The organism is Polaromonas sp. OV174 (assembly GCF_900112285.1).
Lineage (GTDB): Bacteria > Pseudomonadota > Gammaproteobacteria > Burkholderiales > Burkholderiaceae_C > Polaromonas.
Window position 1 is genome coordinate 1 of sequence record NZ_FOKZ01000026.1, and the last position, 16,089, is coordinate 16,089.

Here is a 16,089-nt window from a genome sequence, read left to right on the forward strand (position 1 = left end):
CTGGTCGACAAACTCAAAAACGAAGCGAAGGTGATCTAAATGACTGCACTGGTAATTGCCGAACACGACAACAAGGCCATCAAGCCCGCCACCCTGAACACCGTGACCGCCGCCGCTCAGTGCGGTGGTGAGGTGCATGTGCTGGTGGCCGGCCTGAATGCCGCAGCCGCGGCCCAGGCCGCCGCGCAAATCGCCGGCGTGGCCAAAGTCATCCACGTCGATGGCGCGCACTTTGAACATGGCCTGGCCGAAAACATGGCCGCCCAGGTGCTGGCCTTATGTGGCGATGGGGCCAGCAACTACTCGCACATCCTGTTCCCGGCCACCGCCTCCGGCAAAAACATCGCGCCGCGCGTGGCCGCCACGCTGGATGTGGGCCAGATCTCGGACATCACCAAGGTGGATAGCCCCGACACCTTCGAGCGCCCCATCTATGCCGGCAACGCCATTGCCATCGTGCAAAGCCTGGATGCCACCAAGGTCATCACCGTGCGCACCACCGGCTTTGACGCGGCAGCGGCCAGCGGCGGCTCGGCCGCCGTTGAAACCCTGGCCGGCGTGGCCGACAGCGGCAAGTCCACCTTCCTGGGCGCCGAGATCGCCAAGAGCGACCGCCCCGAACTGACGGCGGCCAAGATCATCGTCTCCGGTGGCCGTGCCCTGGGCAGCGCCGAGAAGTTCATGGAAGTGCTGACGCCGCTGGCCGACAAGCTGGGCGCCGCCCTGGGCGCCAGCCGCGCCGCGGTCGATGCGGGCTACGCGCCCAACGACTGGCAAGTGGGCCAGACCGGCAAGATCGTCGCGCCCCAGCTCTATGTGGCCGTGGGCATCTCGGGGGCCATCCAGCACCTGGCCGGCATGAAGGACTCCAAGGTCATCGTGGCCATCAACAAGGATGCCGAAGCGCCCATCTTCGGCGTGGCCGACTACGGCCTGGAGGCCGATTTGTTCACGGCTGTGCCGGAGCTGCTGGCGATCATTTAGACCAGGTCTCGCGACTGGACTTCACCCGCTCCCGTAGGCTGATCAGGCGCCATCGCGCCTGTAGCCGTGATCCTCCTGGATTGAGGGGCGGCTAATGATTTTCGCGCCCCTGATAAAATTCGAGTCTGCAGCAACACGGCAGACCGAGAAAACCTGCCTGTACTGGCTCCGCATTTCATCCGATGAAATGCCCGGCAGGGTGGAATGCAGCATCTCAATGAAGATATGTCCCTCCTGTTGGCGAATTTAATTGCTCGCAATAGCAGTCAGCGGCCTGCTCCAATCCCCCATAACTCAGCCAGTCAATGCCATTTGAATGAAAGATAAGAAGCAGAGTGGGCCTCAAGCCTTGTCGCGTATTAACTTCAACAGTTCAAGGCTCATTCGGTTTCTCGCTGATCTGGCCATTGCGGATGGAGCCGAATCAAAGCAAACTTTTCCACAGAGACTCGGCCAATGGGTGAGTTTTACTGACGCCAATACGCTCTACACCGCGCTTGGCTCCAAAGCGGCGCAAGCTACTGTTAAGCCCTCAAAGGCTCAAGCCGGGGCAAAATCGGCGGCCTATCTCGTCGTTAACGAAGAATTGACGCGGGTACGTACTGCTTTGGTGGATTTGATCAAACGCAGCTGTTCGCCCGCGCTTGGTACGGCTCGAATAAACTTTCCCACTCCCACGTCTGACACACCGCCGGAAATTGCGGCTTCCTATTTGCCGTTTCATAGGTTCTACCTGGCGCTGCAAAGGGATATGGATGCAAGGGTCGCGCCCTTGCGCGTCATGGTGCGGGATACGCTGATGACAGCCAGCCCCGCGCTCAAGCAGCTTGCCGCACTGGACACAGCGCTTGACGGGATTCTGGGTGATCGCGAGCGCCGCCTGTTCGGGGCAGTGCCTCTGTTGCTCGAAAAGCGCTTCGAGCAATTGCGCAAGGTTCACCAGCAGCAGCTTGTTGGTAGCGGGAAAACCGATGACCCTGCGACCTGGATGGAGCCCAGAGCCTGGCTGGCTGATTTTCGTGATGAATTAGTCGAAATTTTGCTCGCGGAACTGGACGTCAGGCTGCAACCCACAATGGGACTTATTGAAGCGTTTAGCAACGAGGTTAATTGATATTCATGAATAGAATTTTTTTCGCAGCAGCCTTTTTTCTAGGCGCAATAGCGATAGCGTGGGTAGGCGTTGGCTTTTTCGGTACCAATTCGCTGGCGCTGGTAATGACATTGCTGATTGGTGTGGTGTATGGGGTCGGTGCGCTGGAATTACTAAAGTTCCGCCGGGCAACCACCACCTTGACCCATGCGCTGGCGGATATCCCCGGCAACCTGTCGCCTGGTTTCGGCGCCGGGTCACCCCCTGACGAAACCAGTCCCCCTGAAGGGCTAAGAGGAGCGCCAAGCGACGAGCGCGGGGGCCTGGATGCTTGGCTGGGCAAACTGCATTCCTCACTGCAAGACGTCGTGCGCTTGCGTGTTGAAGGCGAGCGCATAGGTCTGCCCGGCCCCGCACTGACGCCCTATTTGGTGGGGCTGCTGGTGATGCTGGGGATGTTGGGTACCTTCCTGGGCATGGTGGTGACGCTCAATGGTGCAGTCTTTGCGCTGGAGGGCACCACCGATCTGCAAACGATCCGTTCCTCCATGGCGGCACCGATCAAGGGCTTGGGGCTGGCATTTGGCACATCCTTGGCAGGCGTGGCTTCGTCCGCCATGCTGGGTTTGATCTCGGCGCTGGTGCGCCGTGAGCGCCTGCAAGCGGGACAACTGCTGGATCGCAAGATTGCGACGGTATTGCGTGGTTTCTCCCTCACCCACCAGCGTCAGGAAACCTTCAAAGCCCTGCAGCTTCAAGCCCAGGCCTTGCCCAGCGTGGTTGACAAGTTGCAGACCATGATGACGATGATGGAGCACCAGAGCAAGCAACTCAATGAGCGATTGCTGACCAATCAGGAAAGCTTTCATGGTCACATCAAGGGCGTCTATACCGAGCTGGCTGGCTCCGTGGACAAGTCGCTCAAAGACAGCCTGACAAGCAGCGCGCGCGTGGCCGGCGAGACCATCAAGCCGCTGGCTGAAGCCACGATGACGGGCATGGCGCGGGAAGCCACGCTGATGCACGAACGCATGATCAGCACCACGCAGACACAACTGGACGAGCTCTCAACCCGGATAGGCGCCAGCGCGATCGGCATGGCACAGTCATGGAGTGCCGCGCTGTCCCAGCAAGAAGGCAGCAACGACAAGCTGCTCAGTCGTGTGGGCCAGGCTCTGCACGCCTTTGGCGAAACTTTCGAGCAACGCTCTGCTTCGCTGGTGAGCTCTATCGGAGAGTCTTACGCGTCCTTGCAGGCGGAGCAGGCCACGGGTAATCAACAGCAGCTGGCAACCTGGACGCAATCGCTGGAATCCATTGGGGCCACGCTCCAGCGCGAATGGCAACAGGCCGGCGTGCAAACGCTAGCCCAGCAGCAACAGATCTGCACTGCGCTGGACCAGACCGCGCGCCAGATGACCGAGCAGGCACAGACGCAGGAAAAGGGCAGCGCCGAACTGCTGGGCCGTGTCGACCAGTCCCTGCAGGGTTTCAGCGCAACCTTCGAGCAACGTTCCGCGTCGCTGGTGACCACGGTCAGCGAGGCCTATGCGACTTTGCAGGCGAATCAGGCCACGGATAGTCAACAAAGGTTGGCAACCTGGACGCAATCGCTGGAATCCATGGCGGCCACGCTCCAGCGCGAATGGCAACAGGCCGGCGTGCAAACGCTAGCCCAGCAGCAGCAAATCTGCACTGCGCTGGAGCAGACCGCGCGCCAGATGACCGAGCAGGCGCAGACGCAGGAGAAGGGCAGCGTCGAACTGCTGGGCCGTGTCGACCAGACCCTGCAGGCCTTCAGCGAAAACTTCGAGCAACGTTCTGCTTCGCTGGTGAGCTCGGTCAGCGAGACCTACGCGACTTTGCAGGCAAATCAGGACACGGATAGTCAACAAAAGTTGGCAACCTGGACGCATTCGCTGGAATCCATGGCGGCCACGCTCCAGAGCGAATGGCAACAGGCCGGCGCGCAAACCCTGGCCCAGCAGCAACAGATCTGCACCACACTGGAAAAAACCGTGCAGCAGGTCATTGAGCAAACTCAAACCCATTCCAGCCATACGCTGACCGAGATCACGCACTTACTGGACACAGCTGCCCAAGCGCCACGCGCCGCTGCGGAAGTGATAGCTCAATTGCGTCAGGAACTATCGAGCAGCATGGCGCGTGACAACGCCATGCTGGAAGAGCGCAGCCACATTCTTGAAACGCTCAGCGCCCTGCTGAACACCATCAACCATGCGTCTACCGAACAGCGCTCGACGATTGATGCGCTGGTCGCCTCCTCGGAGGAACTGCTGAGCCGCGTCGGTAATCAGTTTGCCGAAAAGCTAGACGCCGAATCGGCGCGCTTGTCAGACTCGGCTGCGCATGTCATCAGCAGTGCGGTCGAGGTATCGAGTCTCAGCGAATCATTCAATTTCGCGGTGCAACTCTTCAACGAGTCGAATGAGAAACTCATTGCCAACCTGCAGCGCATTGAAGCCTCAATGGACAAGTCCATGGCGCGAAGCGACGATCAGCTCGCCTATTACGTGGCGCAAGCCCGCGAAATCATTGATCTGAGCATCATGTCGCAAAAAGAAGTTTTTGAAGATATGCGCCAGCTCAGCGGTCAACAAGCATCGCTGGGTGAAAAGGTGAACTGATGGAGGACATGGACTGCACAGTTGAGCAAAGCGCGCCGATATGGGCTGTATTTGGCGACCTGATGTCAGGCGTGCTGGGCGCATTTGTTCTGATCTTGGTCGGCGTGCTGGGCGTGCAACTGGAGCTCGCGACCAAGCTCGAAACCGAGATCAATAAGCGCCAAATCGAAGAGAAACGTCGCATGGCCCTGGAAGTGGCCCTGGCCATACCGCTAGCGTCTGGACGGGTCACTTTGAGCAATGGACGCATTGGCATCAGCGGCAGCGTCCTGTTTGCCACCAATTCCGCTGCGTTGCAGCCCGAAGGTCGGCAACTCCTGAAGAGCCTGGTAACACCGCTGCGCGCCTACCTCAGTGCGCGCGAAGAATTGTTGATGGTGAGTGGTTTTACCGACGACAAAAATATAGTGGGTGGCAAGGACAGCTTTGCAGACAACTGGGAGCTTTCAGCGCAGCGGGCCTTAACCGTGACACGCACCTTGATCGAAGAAGGCATGCCCGCCTCGTCGGTCTTCGCCGCTGCCTTTGGTGCAGAACAGCCGGTGGCATCCAACGCCGATGCCAAGGGACGCTCGAAAAACAGGCGCGTTGAAATGGCACCCGTGCCCAAATCCACCAATGCAAACGTCGGGCAATGAGCCACGAGCCTGACCCCGTAACAGCCATCGCATCATTGCGCGATGGCGGCGCCGACCAGTTCGACCCCGTTCGCCTGCATTTTCTTGAAGCATTGGCCAGACGCACGCGAGATCGCGAAGGCGCAGTCAAACGCATTCTTGAAGACAAGCTGAACCATGCCTTGGCGGCCTACCAAAAGCGCTTTGAGCAGACGAACAAGGCGCTCCATGACGCCGCCCTGCGCCTGATTGAGCAGCGCCCGGATGCATCAAGCGATTTGAGGCGCTTGTTGGAGTCCGGAAACTTTGGAGAGTTGCGGCAGTGCGTAGCGCGAGTGGAAAGCGCCCCCCAGCAGACCACCTTGGCTCAGTTGACCCGCGATCTGTCGCAACACATGCCAAATAGTGTGCGGACAAATGTGGCTGCAAGCGATGCAGGCATAGGCTCCCGACTTGAACTCAAATCCATACGTTATTTCAGGGATACGTGGTCCAAGCTCAGTGTTGAAAAACAGCTGGCGCAAGCCAATGAGCAAGGTCCGGAGAATGCAGGGCCACTTAATTCGCACCAATTGTTGCTGCGCGCATTTTCAGTGATGCGTGACATCTCGCCGGATTATCTGAACCGCTTCGTCTCCTATGTAGATACCTTGCTCTGGCTTGATCATGTGGATAGCAAACCCATCGCGAAAAACGCCGCCGATGATGAGAGCGGAAAAAAACGAAAAACCAGCCGCACTCGCTAAGGCGTACGCACCAGTCAATTTCGGTTCGGCCGCAAAAAAACAGCGGGCATTGCATGCTCTACCCCGCCTGGCTTTAGCTCACATCTTGGGCGGCCAATGGTGCGTCTCCCCTTGGCAGTTTTTGCACCAAGCGTAGAGCGCGTCATACATCACCATGCCGTGCGCCAGCATCTCGTGGTCATCACTGAAGTTTTGCGACAGGCCGAGCGACAAGGCGTATAGACCCGCCGACTGCGGCGTCAGCTCGAGCCGCGATGTGTCCGCGCCGCGAACAATCAGGGCCAATTGCTGCAATGCTGGTTCCCGCAGGTCGTACTTCAAAAGAAAGGCGTCGAAGCTGCACAGCTCCCCAACGTGCGTCATTTCAACGCCCGGAATGTCGTAGGGAGTTGCCCCCGTCTGTTTGGCCGTCTCCAGCACCTTGTCGGCCGGGACATACAGAAACTCCGGAGCCTTGTCGATGAAACGCACGACCAGCCACGGGCAGGCAATGCGGTCAATCTTGGGACGTTCGCGTGTGACCCATTTCATGATGTACCTCCTTTCGATTCAAGGGCACGGCCAGCCGCTTGCCACCCGGCTAAGCCGCCGCGCAGATAGCGCGCGCGCAGTCCCGCAGCCCTCAGCCGCAGTGCCGTTGCGCGTCCAACCTCATGCCCATAGACACAGTAGACGACGATGTCGCGGTCGGCCGGCAAGGTGCTGGCCCAGCTGTCGACGGTGGCGGGGTCGTGCCAGCGGGCACCGGCAAGTTGCGTTGCTGCCTCCTCGAAAACGCCTGCGCGGCGCACATCCAGCAGCAGCGCACCGGCGACTTCATCCTGCGTCGCCCCATAGGGCTCGCTGGCCCCGTGCACGGCGAGTTGATAGCGTTCATAGACGGCCTCCCAATGGATGTTCTCCATGAAGGCATCGACGTAATTGCCCGCCGCTGCGCCAAAGTCCATGTGGTAGGAATGTTCGTACATGTCCAGCGCAAGGATGGGAAGGCCGCCAGCCAGCGCATGCGTGTGGTCTGCCGCCCATTGGTTCACCAGTGTTCCGTCACGCGGCTGGAACACCAGCAACACCCAGCCGGAACCACCACCGAGCGCCTTGCCCATGGCGACGAACTCCTCGCGCCAGCGGTCCAGGCTGCCGAAGCTGGCCTGCAGCGCCAGTGCCATGGCTGGCTGCATCGTGTGTCCGTCACCGCCTAGGCTGCCGAAATACAGCTCATGAAGCAGCATGGAGTTGCTGGCGATTAGTTCCTCACGCTTCAAGCCATTGAGCAGGAAGCCGGGCGTGCTCGCCGGGGACAGCGCGCCCCACTGCGCGCGAATGGCGTTGAGGCGTTTGACGGCGCCGCCATAGTTGTTCTGATGGTGACTGCGCAGCAGTTTTTCGGACAAGCCGCGCAAGGCGGCAGGGTCAAAGGGCAGATCCTGGATGCGATTTTCCATAGCAATCTCCTCAAGAGAAAACAGGCCGCAGAAACGTCAGCGCCAGCCCGGCCAAGCCAGCAACCAGCACGACCGGAATGACACCCACCTTGAAACGGAATAGCACCACGGCCGCCGCCGCGCCTATAAATGCAGACGCCCACTCAAAATGCCCCGAGAGGCCTTGCGGCCAGAGCACGTGGTAGGCGAAGAAGACGGCCAGGTTCACGATGACGCCGACCACGGCGGCCGTGATGCCGGTCAGCGGCGCCGTGAATTTGAGATTGCCATGCGTGGACTCGATAAAGGGCGCGCCCAGCAGTATGAAAAAGAAGGATGGCAGAAAAGTGAAGAAGGTCACCACCGACGCCGCCACAGCGCCCGACAGGAACAGTGAATCCACGCCAAAGATCGCCTTGGTCCAGCCGCCGACAAAGCCGACGAAGGACACCACCATGATGAGCGGCCCGGGCGTGGTTTCGCCGAGCGCCAGGCCATCAATCATCTGCGGAGCGCTTAGCCATTGGTAATGCTCGACCGCGCCCTGGAACACGTAGGGCAGCACGGCATAAGCGCCGCCGAAGGTCATCAGTGCGGCCTTGGTGAAGAACCAGCCCATTTGCGTCAACACCGCATCCCAGCCGTATAGCGCCATCAAAGTCCCCATGGCCGCCGACCACAGGGCAATACAGGTCACCAGAACCCGGCTGAAACGCCGCCAGCTAAACAAGGCGTGCTCAGGTGTCGGGGTGTCGTCGTCTATGAGCGCTGGGCCTAGCGACTTGGCCGCCTTGCCATGAGCGCCGCCCGAGGAGAACTTGTCGGGCGCATAACGGCCCCCCAGGTAGCCGATGATGCCGGCGGCCAGCACGATGACCGGGAACGGCAGTTGCAGCGCAAAAATGGCGATGAAGGCAGCCACCGCGATGCCCCACAACCAGGCATTCTTCAAGGTCCGGGAACCGATCCGATAGGCCGCATGCATGACCAAGGCCGTGACGGCCGGCTTGATGCCGTAGAAAACCCCGGCGATGGCCGGCACGTTGCCATAGGCCATGTAGACCCACGACAGGCCAATCAGGATGAACAGCGAGGGCAGCACGAACAGCACGCCCGCGACGATGCCGCCCCAGGTGCGGTGCATCAGCCATCCGATATAGGTGGCCAATTGCTGGGCTTCCGGGCCTGGCAGCAGCATGCAGTAGTTCAAGGCATGCAGGAAGCGGCTCTCGGAAATCCAGCGGCGGCGCTCCACCAACTCCTCATGCATGATGGCAATCTGCCCGGCGGGTCCGCCAAAGCTGATGAAGCCCAGCTTGAGCCAGTAGGCAAAGGCTTCGCCGAAGCTCAGGCGCTCGGGCGCCCCTGTGACAGTGTTCGTGATCATGGGCGTACCTTCATCGCGGCATACAAGGTGTCAAAAAGGGAAAGTGAGGCGGCCAGCAAAGCATCGTCCTCCTTGTGCTGGGCTTGCAGGCCGCGCACTAAAGTTTCTACGCCGGCCGCCTCATCAACGGGGATGCCGCCCACGTCGATGTAGTGCACCAACTCGCCCAAGCGCTGAAGGCCTTCGTCGGCGTCCAGACCAAACGTTTGCGCCACGACCTCGAATGTCACCTTGTCGCCCACGTGGGTGAAGCGGGCATGGTCGAAATCGAAGCCCAGCGCCGTCTTCGGGCATTTTTTCGGGTCATCCAGCCAAATAAATTGCGGTGATTTGTCGACAAAGCGCTGAATCAGCCAGGCGCTCGCCAGGCGGTCTACCCAGGGGCGTTTGCGCGTCGCCCAGGTCCGGCCCTGGAAGTCTGCAACGGCTTGGCGTTCGATCGCCTCGGCGCGCGGTATGGGCTCGCCGGGGGACAAATGCCGTTCGATCTCGTGCCGCAACGCCGTCAGCGCGGCGCTGGCCTTTTCGGCGGGCTTTCCCGGAAAGAAATCACTGGCCAGGACGGCATGAAGCTGTTGTTCCAGCCCTCGCAGTGTCTTGTGGAGTTCGGCCTCGCTGGCGCTTTTGAGGGTGCCACGGGCTTCCTTGATGGACTGAAGCAGCTCGGCATAGAGCTCAGAGCGGTCGAACAGCCCTCGAAACGTCTTCTCCTGCACTTCGTCGCGTGCGGCGACGACCAGCATGTGTGCCGCGGCGCCACTCTCCTGGATCAGCCGCTCGATGTCCCACAGCGACTGGGCCGTAGGCGCTGTGGATGGCAGCAGGTACACCCCATCCCGCAGCGTTCCGGCACCAGTTGCCTTGAGGGCTCGCCAGACCCTCACGCGCAGCGCGCTGGGATGGGTCGGGAGGGTTGCAGTCAGGATCAGCCATGAAGTCATGTAGCAAATATCTCACTATGTGATGATAGATACAAGAGGTGATTTGGTTATTTTTTGTACACGCCCGGCGCAAGAATTTGCAGCTGTGCTTTACTTTCACCATGTCCATTCGTTCCGCCGCTCCCGCCCTGGCTGCCGCCCTGTTGTTTGGCGCCAGTACGCCGCTGGCCAAGCTGCTGGTTGGCAATGTCACCCCTTTGCTGCTGGCCGGGCTGCTCTACCTGGGCAGCGGGCTCGGCCTGTGCCTATTGCTGGCGCTGCGCCGGCTGAGACAAAAAGGCGGCGAGCATGCCCCCGAGGCTCTGCGCATTCCCCGGGCCGAACTTCCCTGGCTGCTGGGCGCCATCGTGTTTGGCGGCGTACTCGGCCCAGCGCTGCTGATGCTCGGGCTGACCCAGACCAGCGGCGCGTCGGCGTCGCTACTGCTGAACGTTGAGGGCGTGCTGACTGCGGTCATCGCCTGGTGGGTGTTCAAGGAAAATGCGGATCGCCAAATCGTGCTGGGCATGGTGGTCATTGTCCTGGGCGGCCTCCTGCTGTCCTGGGAGCCTGGCGGCGCAACCTTTTCGCCAGGCGCATTGCTCATCGTGGGGGCATGCCTGTGTTGGGCGGTGGACAACAACCTGACCCGCAAGGTCTCGACCAACGATGCCATGCTGGTCGCCGGGCTGAAGGGATTGCTGGCCGGGGTCAGCAATACCGCCCTTGCGCTGACGGGCGGCGCGGCCTTGCCATCGATGACAACTCTGGGCGCCAGCCTGGTCGTGGGATTTTTTGGCTATGGACTGAGTTTGACGCTGTTCGTGGTGGCACTGCGGACGCTGGGCACGGCCAGGACCGGGGCTTATTTCTCGGTGGCGCCGCTGTTTGGTGTGGCCATTTCTTTGGTGCTATGGCCGGACCTGCCCGGTCCGCTGTTCTGGATGGCCGCCGCGCTGATGACCCTGGGTGTCTGGTTCCATGTTCGCGAGCGCCATGAGCATGAACACACCCATGAACCGCTGGAGCACAGCCACAGGCATGTGCATGACGAGCATCACCAGCACGAGCATGCCTTTGCCTGGAATGCTGCGGAGCCACACACGCATACCCACCGGCATGAGGTGTTGACGCACAAGCATCCGCATTACCCGGACATCCATCATCGGCATGGACATGCCCATCCGCACTGAGAGGGTCTCAAAGAAGGAGCTGGTGCTGTGCTTTGATGTGGTCTTGGTCTGCGCCGCCGAAATAACGGGGTGAGCACGCATTCGGAGTGGTCAAGCGACTGTGGGGCTTTGGCAAGGCGCGCTATCGGGGCTTGGCCAAGATCGCCACGCGCGCGTTCACGGCGCTGGACCTGGTCAAGCTCTACGCAGCCGACAACGCTTGACGGCACAGATGCACCCATAAAGGCGACAAACGGCCCCTCAGGCCCGAAAAACGGCTCCTGTTGACCATCAAACAGATCGATTGACGAGCTTGCAATAGGGTTCACATCAATCACAGTGCGCACTCTGGCGGGACGAGTTCAGCATTGCCTTAGGCTGAGTCCCGCAAAAAACTCATCGGCGCCAGGGCGTCAAGTAACGCTCAGCCCAGGCCAGCGCGCCATAAAGACCCAGGCCCATGAAAGCCAGGACGGCCACCGCTGCAAAAACACGGGGCGTATCAAACGTGCCTTGGGCGCTCAGAATGACGTAGCCAAGGCCGCGTTGGGAAGCCACGAATTCGCCGACGATGGCACCCACCAAGGCCAGAGAGATGGCCACCTTCATGCCGGCAAGAATGGACGGAAGTGCCCCTGGCAAGCGAACCTTGAAAAAGAAATCCATCTTGGAGCCTTTGAGCACACGCCCAAGATCGAGCACATCGTTAGGCACCGATCGCAGACCGTGCATCGCATCAACGATGACGGCAAAAACAGCGATAAGAAACGCGATGGCAATCTTGGGTTCTGAGCCCGTCCCAAGCCAGATCACGAACAGCGGCGCAATTGCCACCTTAGGAACGCTATTGAGGCCAATGATCAAGGGGTAAACCGTGTGCTCAAACAGTTTTGAGCCCACCAGCATCGTCGCCAGCAACACCCCAATGACGGCGGCCAGGACGAATCCGACAAGCGTCGTGAGCAGGGTATAGGCGGCATGATCAAGGTAGAAGCTCCACTCGCCGAATAGCTCGTTGATGACAGCGCTGGGCGGCGGGAGCGTGACTGGGCGCACATGCAGAACACGTACCAGGACCTCCCACACAACCAGAAAGCCGATCAGCGAGAGTGAGCCCAGTATCCACTGCTGAGCTGCGTGTGTTTTTTTCGTGTTCATGCTGCGACCGCCTCGTTGACTTGGCCTGGCTCTTCGTTGATGAGTCCCATCTCATGAAACAGCGCGCGTATGCGGTTGGTATATTTGCCGAACTCGGGCGTCTCGCGCACCGCCAGCTTTCGAGGCCTCGGAAGGTCGATTTCAATGATGTCCGCAATTCGACCCGGTCTAGGCGAAAACACAACGACGCGGTCTGCCAGGTAGACGGCTTCCGCGATGCCATGCGTCACGAACACCACGGTATTGCGTGTCTCAAGCCATATGCGCTGCAGCTCCGCATTCATCTGGTCACGCGTCAGCGCGTCAAGCGCCCCAAAAGGCTCGTCCATCAGCAGCAAGCTGGGTTGATCAATCAAGGCCCGGCAGATCGCAGCGCGCTGCCGCATGCCGCCGGACAGTTCCCGGGGGTATTTGGAACCGAAGTCTGTCAGGCCCACCAGCTTCAGCAGATCGCGCATGGGCTGCTGGTAGTTCGCGACCGGCTTCCCCGCGAACTCGATGGGAAGCATGATGTTGCGCTCTATGGTTCTCCATTCGAGCAGGGCGTCGCGCTGGAAAACCATGCCGACGTGATCCGGTGGGCCGGAAATCTCCCGGCTGTCAGCCTTGAGGCTACCGGATGAAATTTCTTCAAGGCCCGCAATGCAGCGCAGAAAGGTACTCTTTCCGCAGCCGCTGGGGCCAAGAATGCTGACGAATTCGCCAGGCCGGATATCGAGTGAAATTCCGTCCAGGGCCGTCAGAGGCGTGTCGCCCCCGTAAACCTTGCGGACGTCGACTGAGGTGATCGTCGATGCGCTCACTTCGGCACCCCTGCCGCAGCACGCACCAGGCCAGGTGCAAAGAATTCGTTGCTGTCCTTGATCGATTTGATCAACCCGACGTTTGTCAGTGTCTTGAGCGCGACGCTAAAGTCCGCTGCAACAGGCGCGCCCAGCATTTGGCCGGCAGGAACGGGAAGCTGGAAGAAGCCCTTGAGCGCATCGATCTGTGCCCGCAGAATCTCCTTGTTCAGCTTGGCTTGCGGCCGCTGCGCGACGATGGCGTCGACGGCCTCGGACTCGTGGCCGTTGTAGATGTATTGCCAGGAGGCGGCAACAATGCTGGCAAACTTGGCGATAGATTCGCGTTTGGCCGCCAGCTTTGACTCCGTTGCAAAAAGTCCGAAGCTTGGCATGTTCAAGTTGTAGTCTGCAAATCGGATCGCATCGGAGGCACGCGTTTGCGACACCACAGGCAGAAAGAAGGGAATGGTTGAAAACGCAGCGTCCGCTCGTCCGGCGGAATAAGTGGCGGCCTTGCCTGCCGCGTCGACGTTAACCAACTCCAGGTCGCTACGCTTCAGTCCACCCGACGCAAGGAATGCATCGATGAAAGGCGCTTCGAGGGAGCCCGCGGTGTAGGCAACCTTCTTGCCCTTGAGATCTTTCGGTCCCTTGATGCCGGCGTCTTTCGGGACCAGCAAGCCGATGTCGCTCAAACGCGCGAAAACGGCGACGGCCTTGACCGGCAGACCCTTATCACGCGCAATCATCATGGACGCCAGGGCCGCATGCCCCACATCAAACTGGTCGCCGCCGCCAACGATCTGGACCGTCGTCACGGATCCGTTGCCGTCTTCAAGCGTGACATCAAGGCCAGAAGCGGCGAACCATCCCTTCTGCTGGGCGAGGTGCATGGCGGCCTGAACGCCCCAAGGTGTCCAGTCCATACGAACTTTGAGCTTCTCGGTGCCCTGGGCCAGCACGCCCATTGAGAGAGTGAGACCAAGACAGCCGACGATAAGACTGCTGAGCAGGCGAGAAAGAAAGCGGTTCATAGCAATTCTCCAGCAAAAAATAAGAAAAGAAGCCAGGCTTGACCCCAGACGATCTCACCAAGCCGGAACAGGAACGACCTCGTTTGCTTCAGTTACCTCGGCCAAAAAACCGCTTGATACGGGACCACATCACGCTCATGCCAAGGCTGAAAGCATTGAGCTGTGCCGGTGGCAAAGGCAGGTCTGACGAGCGATTCGGATTCATGCGAAGCGTGACGTTCTTGCCGAACTCCTGAATCAGGCGGCCGACAAAGTCCTTAACCAGACCAGAGCGCGAGAACTGCGCCAAGGGGCCCTGCAGCGAATAGAGAAGATCGACCTCAACCTTGGTGGTGTTCGCGTCGATCTCGACCATGCGGTAGGACACATCGCCATTTGCGCGGGACTTGCTGATGGAGTCCTGGCCAGCGCCCTTGAGAACGGCGGAACGCGCCTGCTCGTTGCGATCCAGACGTGCGGCACCGTTGAAACTGGCCGACATCGGGCCGAACTTGATGGCCACGCGGCCTTTGACGCGATCACCCACGTGCTCCGTCAGTTCCGCCCCGGGCAGGCAGCCGGCCACGGCAGGCAGGTCTGCCATGAACTTCCAGACGGCGTCGGCGGGATAGGGAACCTTGAAGCTGCCTTGTATGCTGGTGCCGCCCTTGATCGCCGTGGCGTTCTCGTCGGCTGCTGCCTGTTTTTCTGCGACTACGGCCACCTTGCCGATATCCGTTGCCTTGAAGGTTTGAAAGCCGGCCGCCCCCCCTGCCAAAACCGTGACATCCTTGAAGATCTGGTTGCTTGCGGCCCGAAGTTTCGACACCGCGGGAACAGCGTCATCGCGGCATTGCGCCAGGACATCCATGACGGCATTCACGATGCCCATGTAGCCCGTGCAACGGCAAAGGTTGCCGGAAAGCTCCACGCGAATCAGGTCTTCGTCGGCATTAGGAAAGCGCAGCACGATGTCACGCGCGGTCGCCAACATGCCGGGTGTGCAAAAGCCACACTGCAAGCCATGGTGACGCGAGAAGGCGGGCCGCAGCAGCGCCATGATCGCATCGTCGTCGTAACCTTCGACCGTGGTGACTTTCTTGCCGTCGCAGGCCACTGCAAACGTGATGCAGGAGCGAACCGGCTGACCATCGACCAGGACGGTGCAGGCGCCGCATACGCCATGCTCGCAGCCCAGGTGGGTTCCGGTCTGACGGCCTTCGTCGCGAACGAAGTCCGCCAGGTGCATGCGCGACGGCACGTCGCGGCTGACCGTTTTATTGTTGATCTTGATGGCGATGACCGTCATAACGTTTTCTCCTTGCCCAACACTTGTTCCAGACAGCGCAGAACCGCGGCCGTCATCAGTTTCCGGTCTATGGCGTCTTTACCCGGCGCAGCGGCCTCCAGGGCCTTGCCGATGTCGGCACGCGTCGGCATGGCACCCGACTCGGCGACCGCAGCGGCGATAGCCGGCAGTGCCTGGGGCGCCCCGTCCAGCGCGCCGACTACCACGCGAGCGAATCCGCGACGCGGATCAAAAACAGCGCAGCAGCTGGCTTCGGCGAATTCGCCCGTCTTGCGGCAGAACTTCGCATAGCCCCAGCGGGCGTTGTCCCCCAGCTCGGGCACATGGATGGCGCTGATCAGTTCACCTTCGGCGACATCGGTGGTGTAGGCACCAAGCATGAAGCGCTCCATATGCACCATGCGCTTGTTTCCAGACGACACCAGCTCCAATTGCGCTGCCAGCGCCGTCATGGTCAGCACCCAGTCCGCAGCCGGATCGGCATGCGCCAGACTGCCGGCCACGGTGCCGCGGTTGCGGATCGCGCGGTAGGCAATGCCTGCCGCCACGGTCTGAAGAAGGCTTCCACGCAGCAGCGGAAACACGCCATCTTCGATCTCGGCATGGGTCACGGCACCCCCGATACGGATCACCCCGTCGGCCATCGTGACATCACGCATCTCGGGCAGTGCCGTGCAATCCACGACCACCTTGGGTCTGGCGAGCCGGAGGTTGAGCATGGGGCCCAGTGACTGGCTCCCCCCCATGACCTTGACCGTGCCTTGCCCCTCGGCCAGACGCTGGAGTCCGTCCTTCAGCGTCGAAGGACGGACATACTCAAATAAAGCAGCTTTCAT

The 16,089-nt window shown here is 60.4% G+C and carries 15 protein-coding genes; 6 read left to right on the forward strand and 9 right to left on the reverse strand.

The features are described 5' to 3' along the window. Positions 1-39: 39 nt before the first annotated feature. From BM160_RS18570 to BM160_RS18590, 5 genes are all read left to right on the forward strand, one after another. Positions 40-984, forward strand: a complete 945-nt coding sequence (locus BM160_RS18570; protein ID WP_092007663.1) for an electron transfer flavoprotein subunit alpha/FixB family protein — start codon at positions 40-42, stop codon at positions 982-984. A gap of 316 nt (positions 985-1,300) precedes the next feature. Then, positions 1,301-2,098 (forward strand): DUF3348 domain-containing protein, encoded by a 798-nt coding sequence (locus BM160_RS18575; RefSeq protein ID WP_092007664.1) that lies wholly within the window; start codon positions 1,301-1,303, stop codon positions 2,096-2,098. Positions 2,099-2,202: 104 nt separating this feature from the next. After that, positions 2,203-4,725, forward strand: coding sequence for a DUF802 domain-containing protein (locus tag BM160_RS18580; RefSeq protein ID WP_369821805.1), 2,523 nt, complete (start codon positions 2,203-2,205; stop codon positions 4,723-4,725). Beyond that, positions 4,725-5,363, forward strand: coding sequence for an OmpA family protein (locus BM160_RS18585; RefSeq protein WP_177219072.1), 639 nt, complete (start codon positions 4,725-4,727; stop codon positions 5,361-5,363). The genes BM160_RS18580 and BM160_RS18585 overlap by 1 nt, the downstream gene beginning before the upstream one ends. Continuing rightward, positions 5,360-6,088 carry a DUF2894 domain-containing protein gene (locus tag BM160_RS18590; protein ID WP_092007667.1) on the forward strand — a complete coding sequence of 243 codons (729 nt, stop codon included), beginning with the start codon at positions 5,360-5,362 and terminating at the stop codon, positions 6,086-6,088. Before BM160_RS18585 ends, BM160_RS18590 begins: the two co-directional genes overlap by 4 nt. Positions 6,089-6,166: 78 nt before the next feature. Here BM160_RS18590 and BM160_RS18595 read toward each other — a convergent pair whose 3' ends face one another. From BM160_RS18595 to BM160_RS18610, 4 genes are read right to left on the reverse strand one after another with little or no spacing between them, the layout of a single operon-like run. Next, complete coding sequence (locus BM160_RS18595) at positions 6,167-6,619, reverse strand: chromate resistance protein ChrB domain-containing protein (RefSeq protein WP_092007668.1); 453 nt, start codon at positions 6,617-6,619, stop codon at positions 6,167-6,169. Continuing rightward, positions 6,616-7,530 carry a Fe-Mn family superoxide dismutase gene (locus BM160_RS18600; protein ID WP_092007669.1) on the reverse strand — a complete coding sequence of 305 codons (915 nt, stop codon included), beginning with the start codon at positions 7,528-7,530 and terminating at the stop codon, positions 6,616-6,618. The genes BM160_RS18595 and BM160_RS18600 overlap by 4 nt, the downstream gene beginning before the upstream one ends. A gap of 10 nt (positions 7,531-7,540) precedes the next feature. After that, entirely contained in the window at positions 7,541-8,896 is a 1,356-nt protein-coding gene (gene chrA / locus BM160_RS18605) for a chromate efflux transporter (protein WP_092007670.1), read from the reverse strand. Continuing rightward, positions 8,893-9,837: a chromate resistance protein ChrB domain-containing protein gene (locus BM160_RS18610; protein WP_092007671.1), complete on the reverse strand. Its 945-nt coding sequence runs from the start codon at positions 9,835-9,837 to the stop codon at positions 8,893-8,895. Before BM160_RS18610 ends, chrA begins: the two co-directional genes overlap by 4 nt. 101 nt (positions 9,838-9,938) lie before the next feature. Between BM160_RS18610 and BM160_RS18615 the strand changes: the two genes are divergently transcribed. Further along, positions 9,939-11,009 (forward strand): DMT family transporter, encoded by a 1,071-nt coding sequence (locus BM160_RS18615; RefSeq protein WP_092007706.1) that lies wholly within the window; start codon positions 9,939-9,941, stop codon positions 11,007-11,009. Positions 11,010-11,384: 375 nt separating this feature from the next. Here BM160_RS18615 and BM160_RS18620 read toward each other — a convergent pair whose 3' ends face one another. The 5 genes from BM160_RS18620 to BM160_RS18640 form a co-directional block, all read right to left on the reverse strand. Beyond that, positions 11,385-12,146, reverse strand: a complete 762-nt coding sequence (locus BM160_RS18620; protein WP_092007672.1) for an ABC transporter permease — start codon at positions 12,144-12,146, stop codon at positions 11,385-11,387. Next, on the reverse strand, positions 12,143-12,949 hold the full coding sequence (locus BM160_RS18625; RefSeq protein ID WP_092007673.1) for an ABC transporter ATP-binding protein: 807 nt from the start codon (positions 12,947-12,949) through the stop codon (positions 12,143-12,145). The genes BM160_RS18620 and BM160_RS18625 overlap by 4 nt, the downstream gene beginning before the upstream one ends. After that, a complete protein-coding gene (locus BM160_RS18630) occupies positions 12,946-13,965 on the reverse strand; it encodes an ABC transporter substrate-binding protein (RefSeq protein ID WP_092007674.1) in 1,020 nt (339 codons plus the stop codon). Before BM160_RS18630 ends, BM160_RS18625 begins: the two co-directional genes overlap by 4 nt. An 88-nt stretch (positions 13,966-14,053) precedes the next feature. Continuing rightward, positions 14,054-15,253 (reverse strand): xanthine dehydrogenase family Fe-S subunit, encoded by a 1,200-nt coding sequence (locus BM160_RS18635; protein WP_092007675.1) that lies wholly within the window; start codon positions 15,251-15,253, stop codon positions 14,054-14,056. Next, on the reverse strand, positions 15,250-16,089 hold the full coding sequence (locus BM160_RS18640; protein ID WP_092007676.1) for an FAD binding domain-containing protein: 840 nt from the start codon (positions 16,087-16,089) through the stop codon (positions 15,250-15,252). Before BM160_RS18640 ends, BM160_RS18635 begins: the two co-directional genes overlap by 4 nt.

What these genes read in the sequence shown, in the direction of transcription:
- BM160_RS18570 (WP_092007663.1), top strand. Translation starts at nt 40, where the DNA reads ATGACTGCACTGGTAATTGCCGAACACGACAACAAGGCCATCAAGCCC.
- BM160_RS18575 (WP_092007664.1), top strand. Translation starts at nt 1,301, where the DNA reads ATGAAAGATAAGAAGCAGAGTGGGCCTCAAGCCTTGTCGCGTATTAAC.
- BM160_RS18580 (WP_369821805.1), top strand. Translation starts at nt 2,203, where the DNA reads ATGACATTGCTGATTGGTGTGGTGTATGGGGTCGGTGCGCTGGAATTA.
- BM160_RS18585 (WP_177219072.1), top strand. Translation starts at nt 4,725, where the DNA reads ATGGAGGACATGGACTGCACAGTTGAGCAAAGCGCGCCGATATGGGCT.
- BM160_RS18590 (WP_092007667.1), top strand. Translation starts at nt 5,360, where the DNA reads ATGAGCCACGAGCCTGACCCCGTAACAGCCATCGCATCATTGCGCGAT.
- BM160_RS18595 (WP_092007668.1), bottom strand. Translation starts at nt 6,619, where the DNA reads ATGAAATGGGTCACACGCGAACGTCCCAAGATTGACCGCATTGCCTGC.
- BM160_RS18600 (WP_092007669.1), bottom strand. Translation starts at nt 7,530, where the DNA reads ATGGAAAATCGCATCCAGGATCTGCCCTTTGACCCTGCCGCCTTGCGC.
- chrA (WP_092007670.1), bottom strand. Translation starts at nt 8,896, where the DNA reads ATGATCACGAACACTGTCACAGGGGCGCCCGAGCGCCTGAGCTTCGGC.
- BM160_RS18610 (WP_092007671.1), bottom strand. Translation starts at nt 9,837, where the DNA reads ATGACTTCATGGCTGATCCTGACTGCAACCCTCCCGACCCATCCCAGC.
- BM160_RS18615 (WP_092007706.1), top strand. Translation starts at nt 9,939, where the DNA reads ATGTCCATTCGTTCCGCCGCTCCCGCCCTGGCTGCCGCCCTGTTGTTT.
- BM160_RS18620 (WP_092007672.1), bottom strand. Translation starts at nt 12,146, where the DNA reads ATGAACACGAAAAAAACACACGCAGCTCAGCAGTGGATACTGGGCTCA.
- BM160_RS18630 (WP_092007674.1), bottom strand. Translation starts at nt 13,965, where the DNA reads ATGAACCGCTTTCTTTCTCGCCTGCTCAGCAGTCTTATCGTCGGCTGT.
- BM160_RS18635 (WP_092007675.1), bottom strand. Translation starts at nt 15,253, where the DNA reads ATGACGGTCATCGCCATCAAGATCAACAATAAAACGGTCAGCCGCGAC.
- BM160_RS18640 (WP_092007676.1), bottom strand. Translation starts at nt 16,089, where the DNA reads ATGAAAGCTGCTTTATTTGAGTATGTCCGTCCTTCGACGCTGAAGGAC.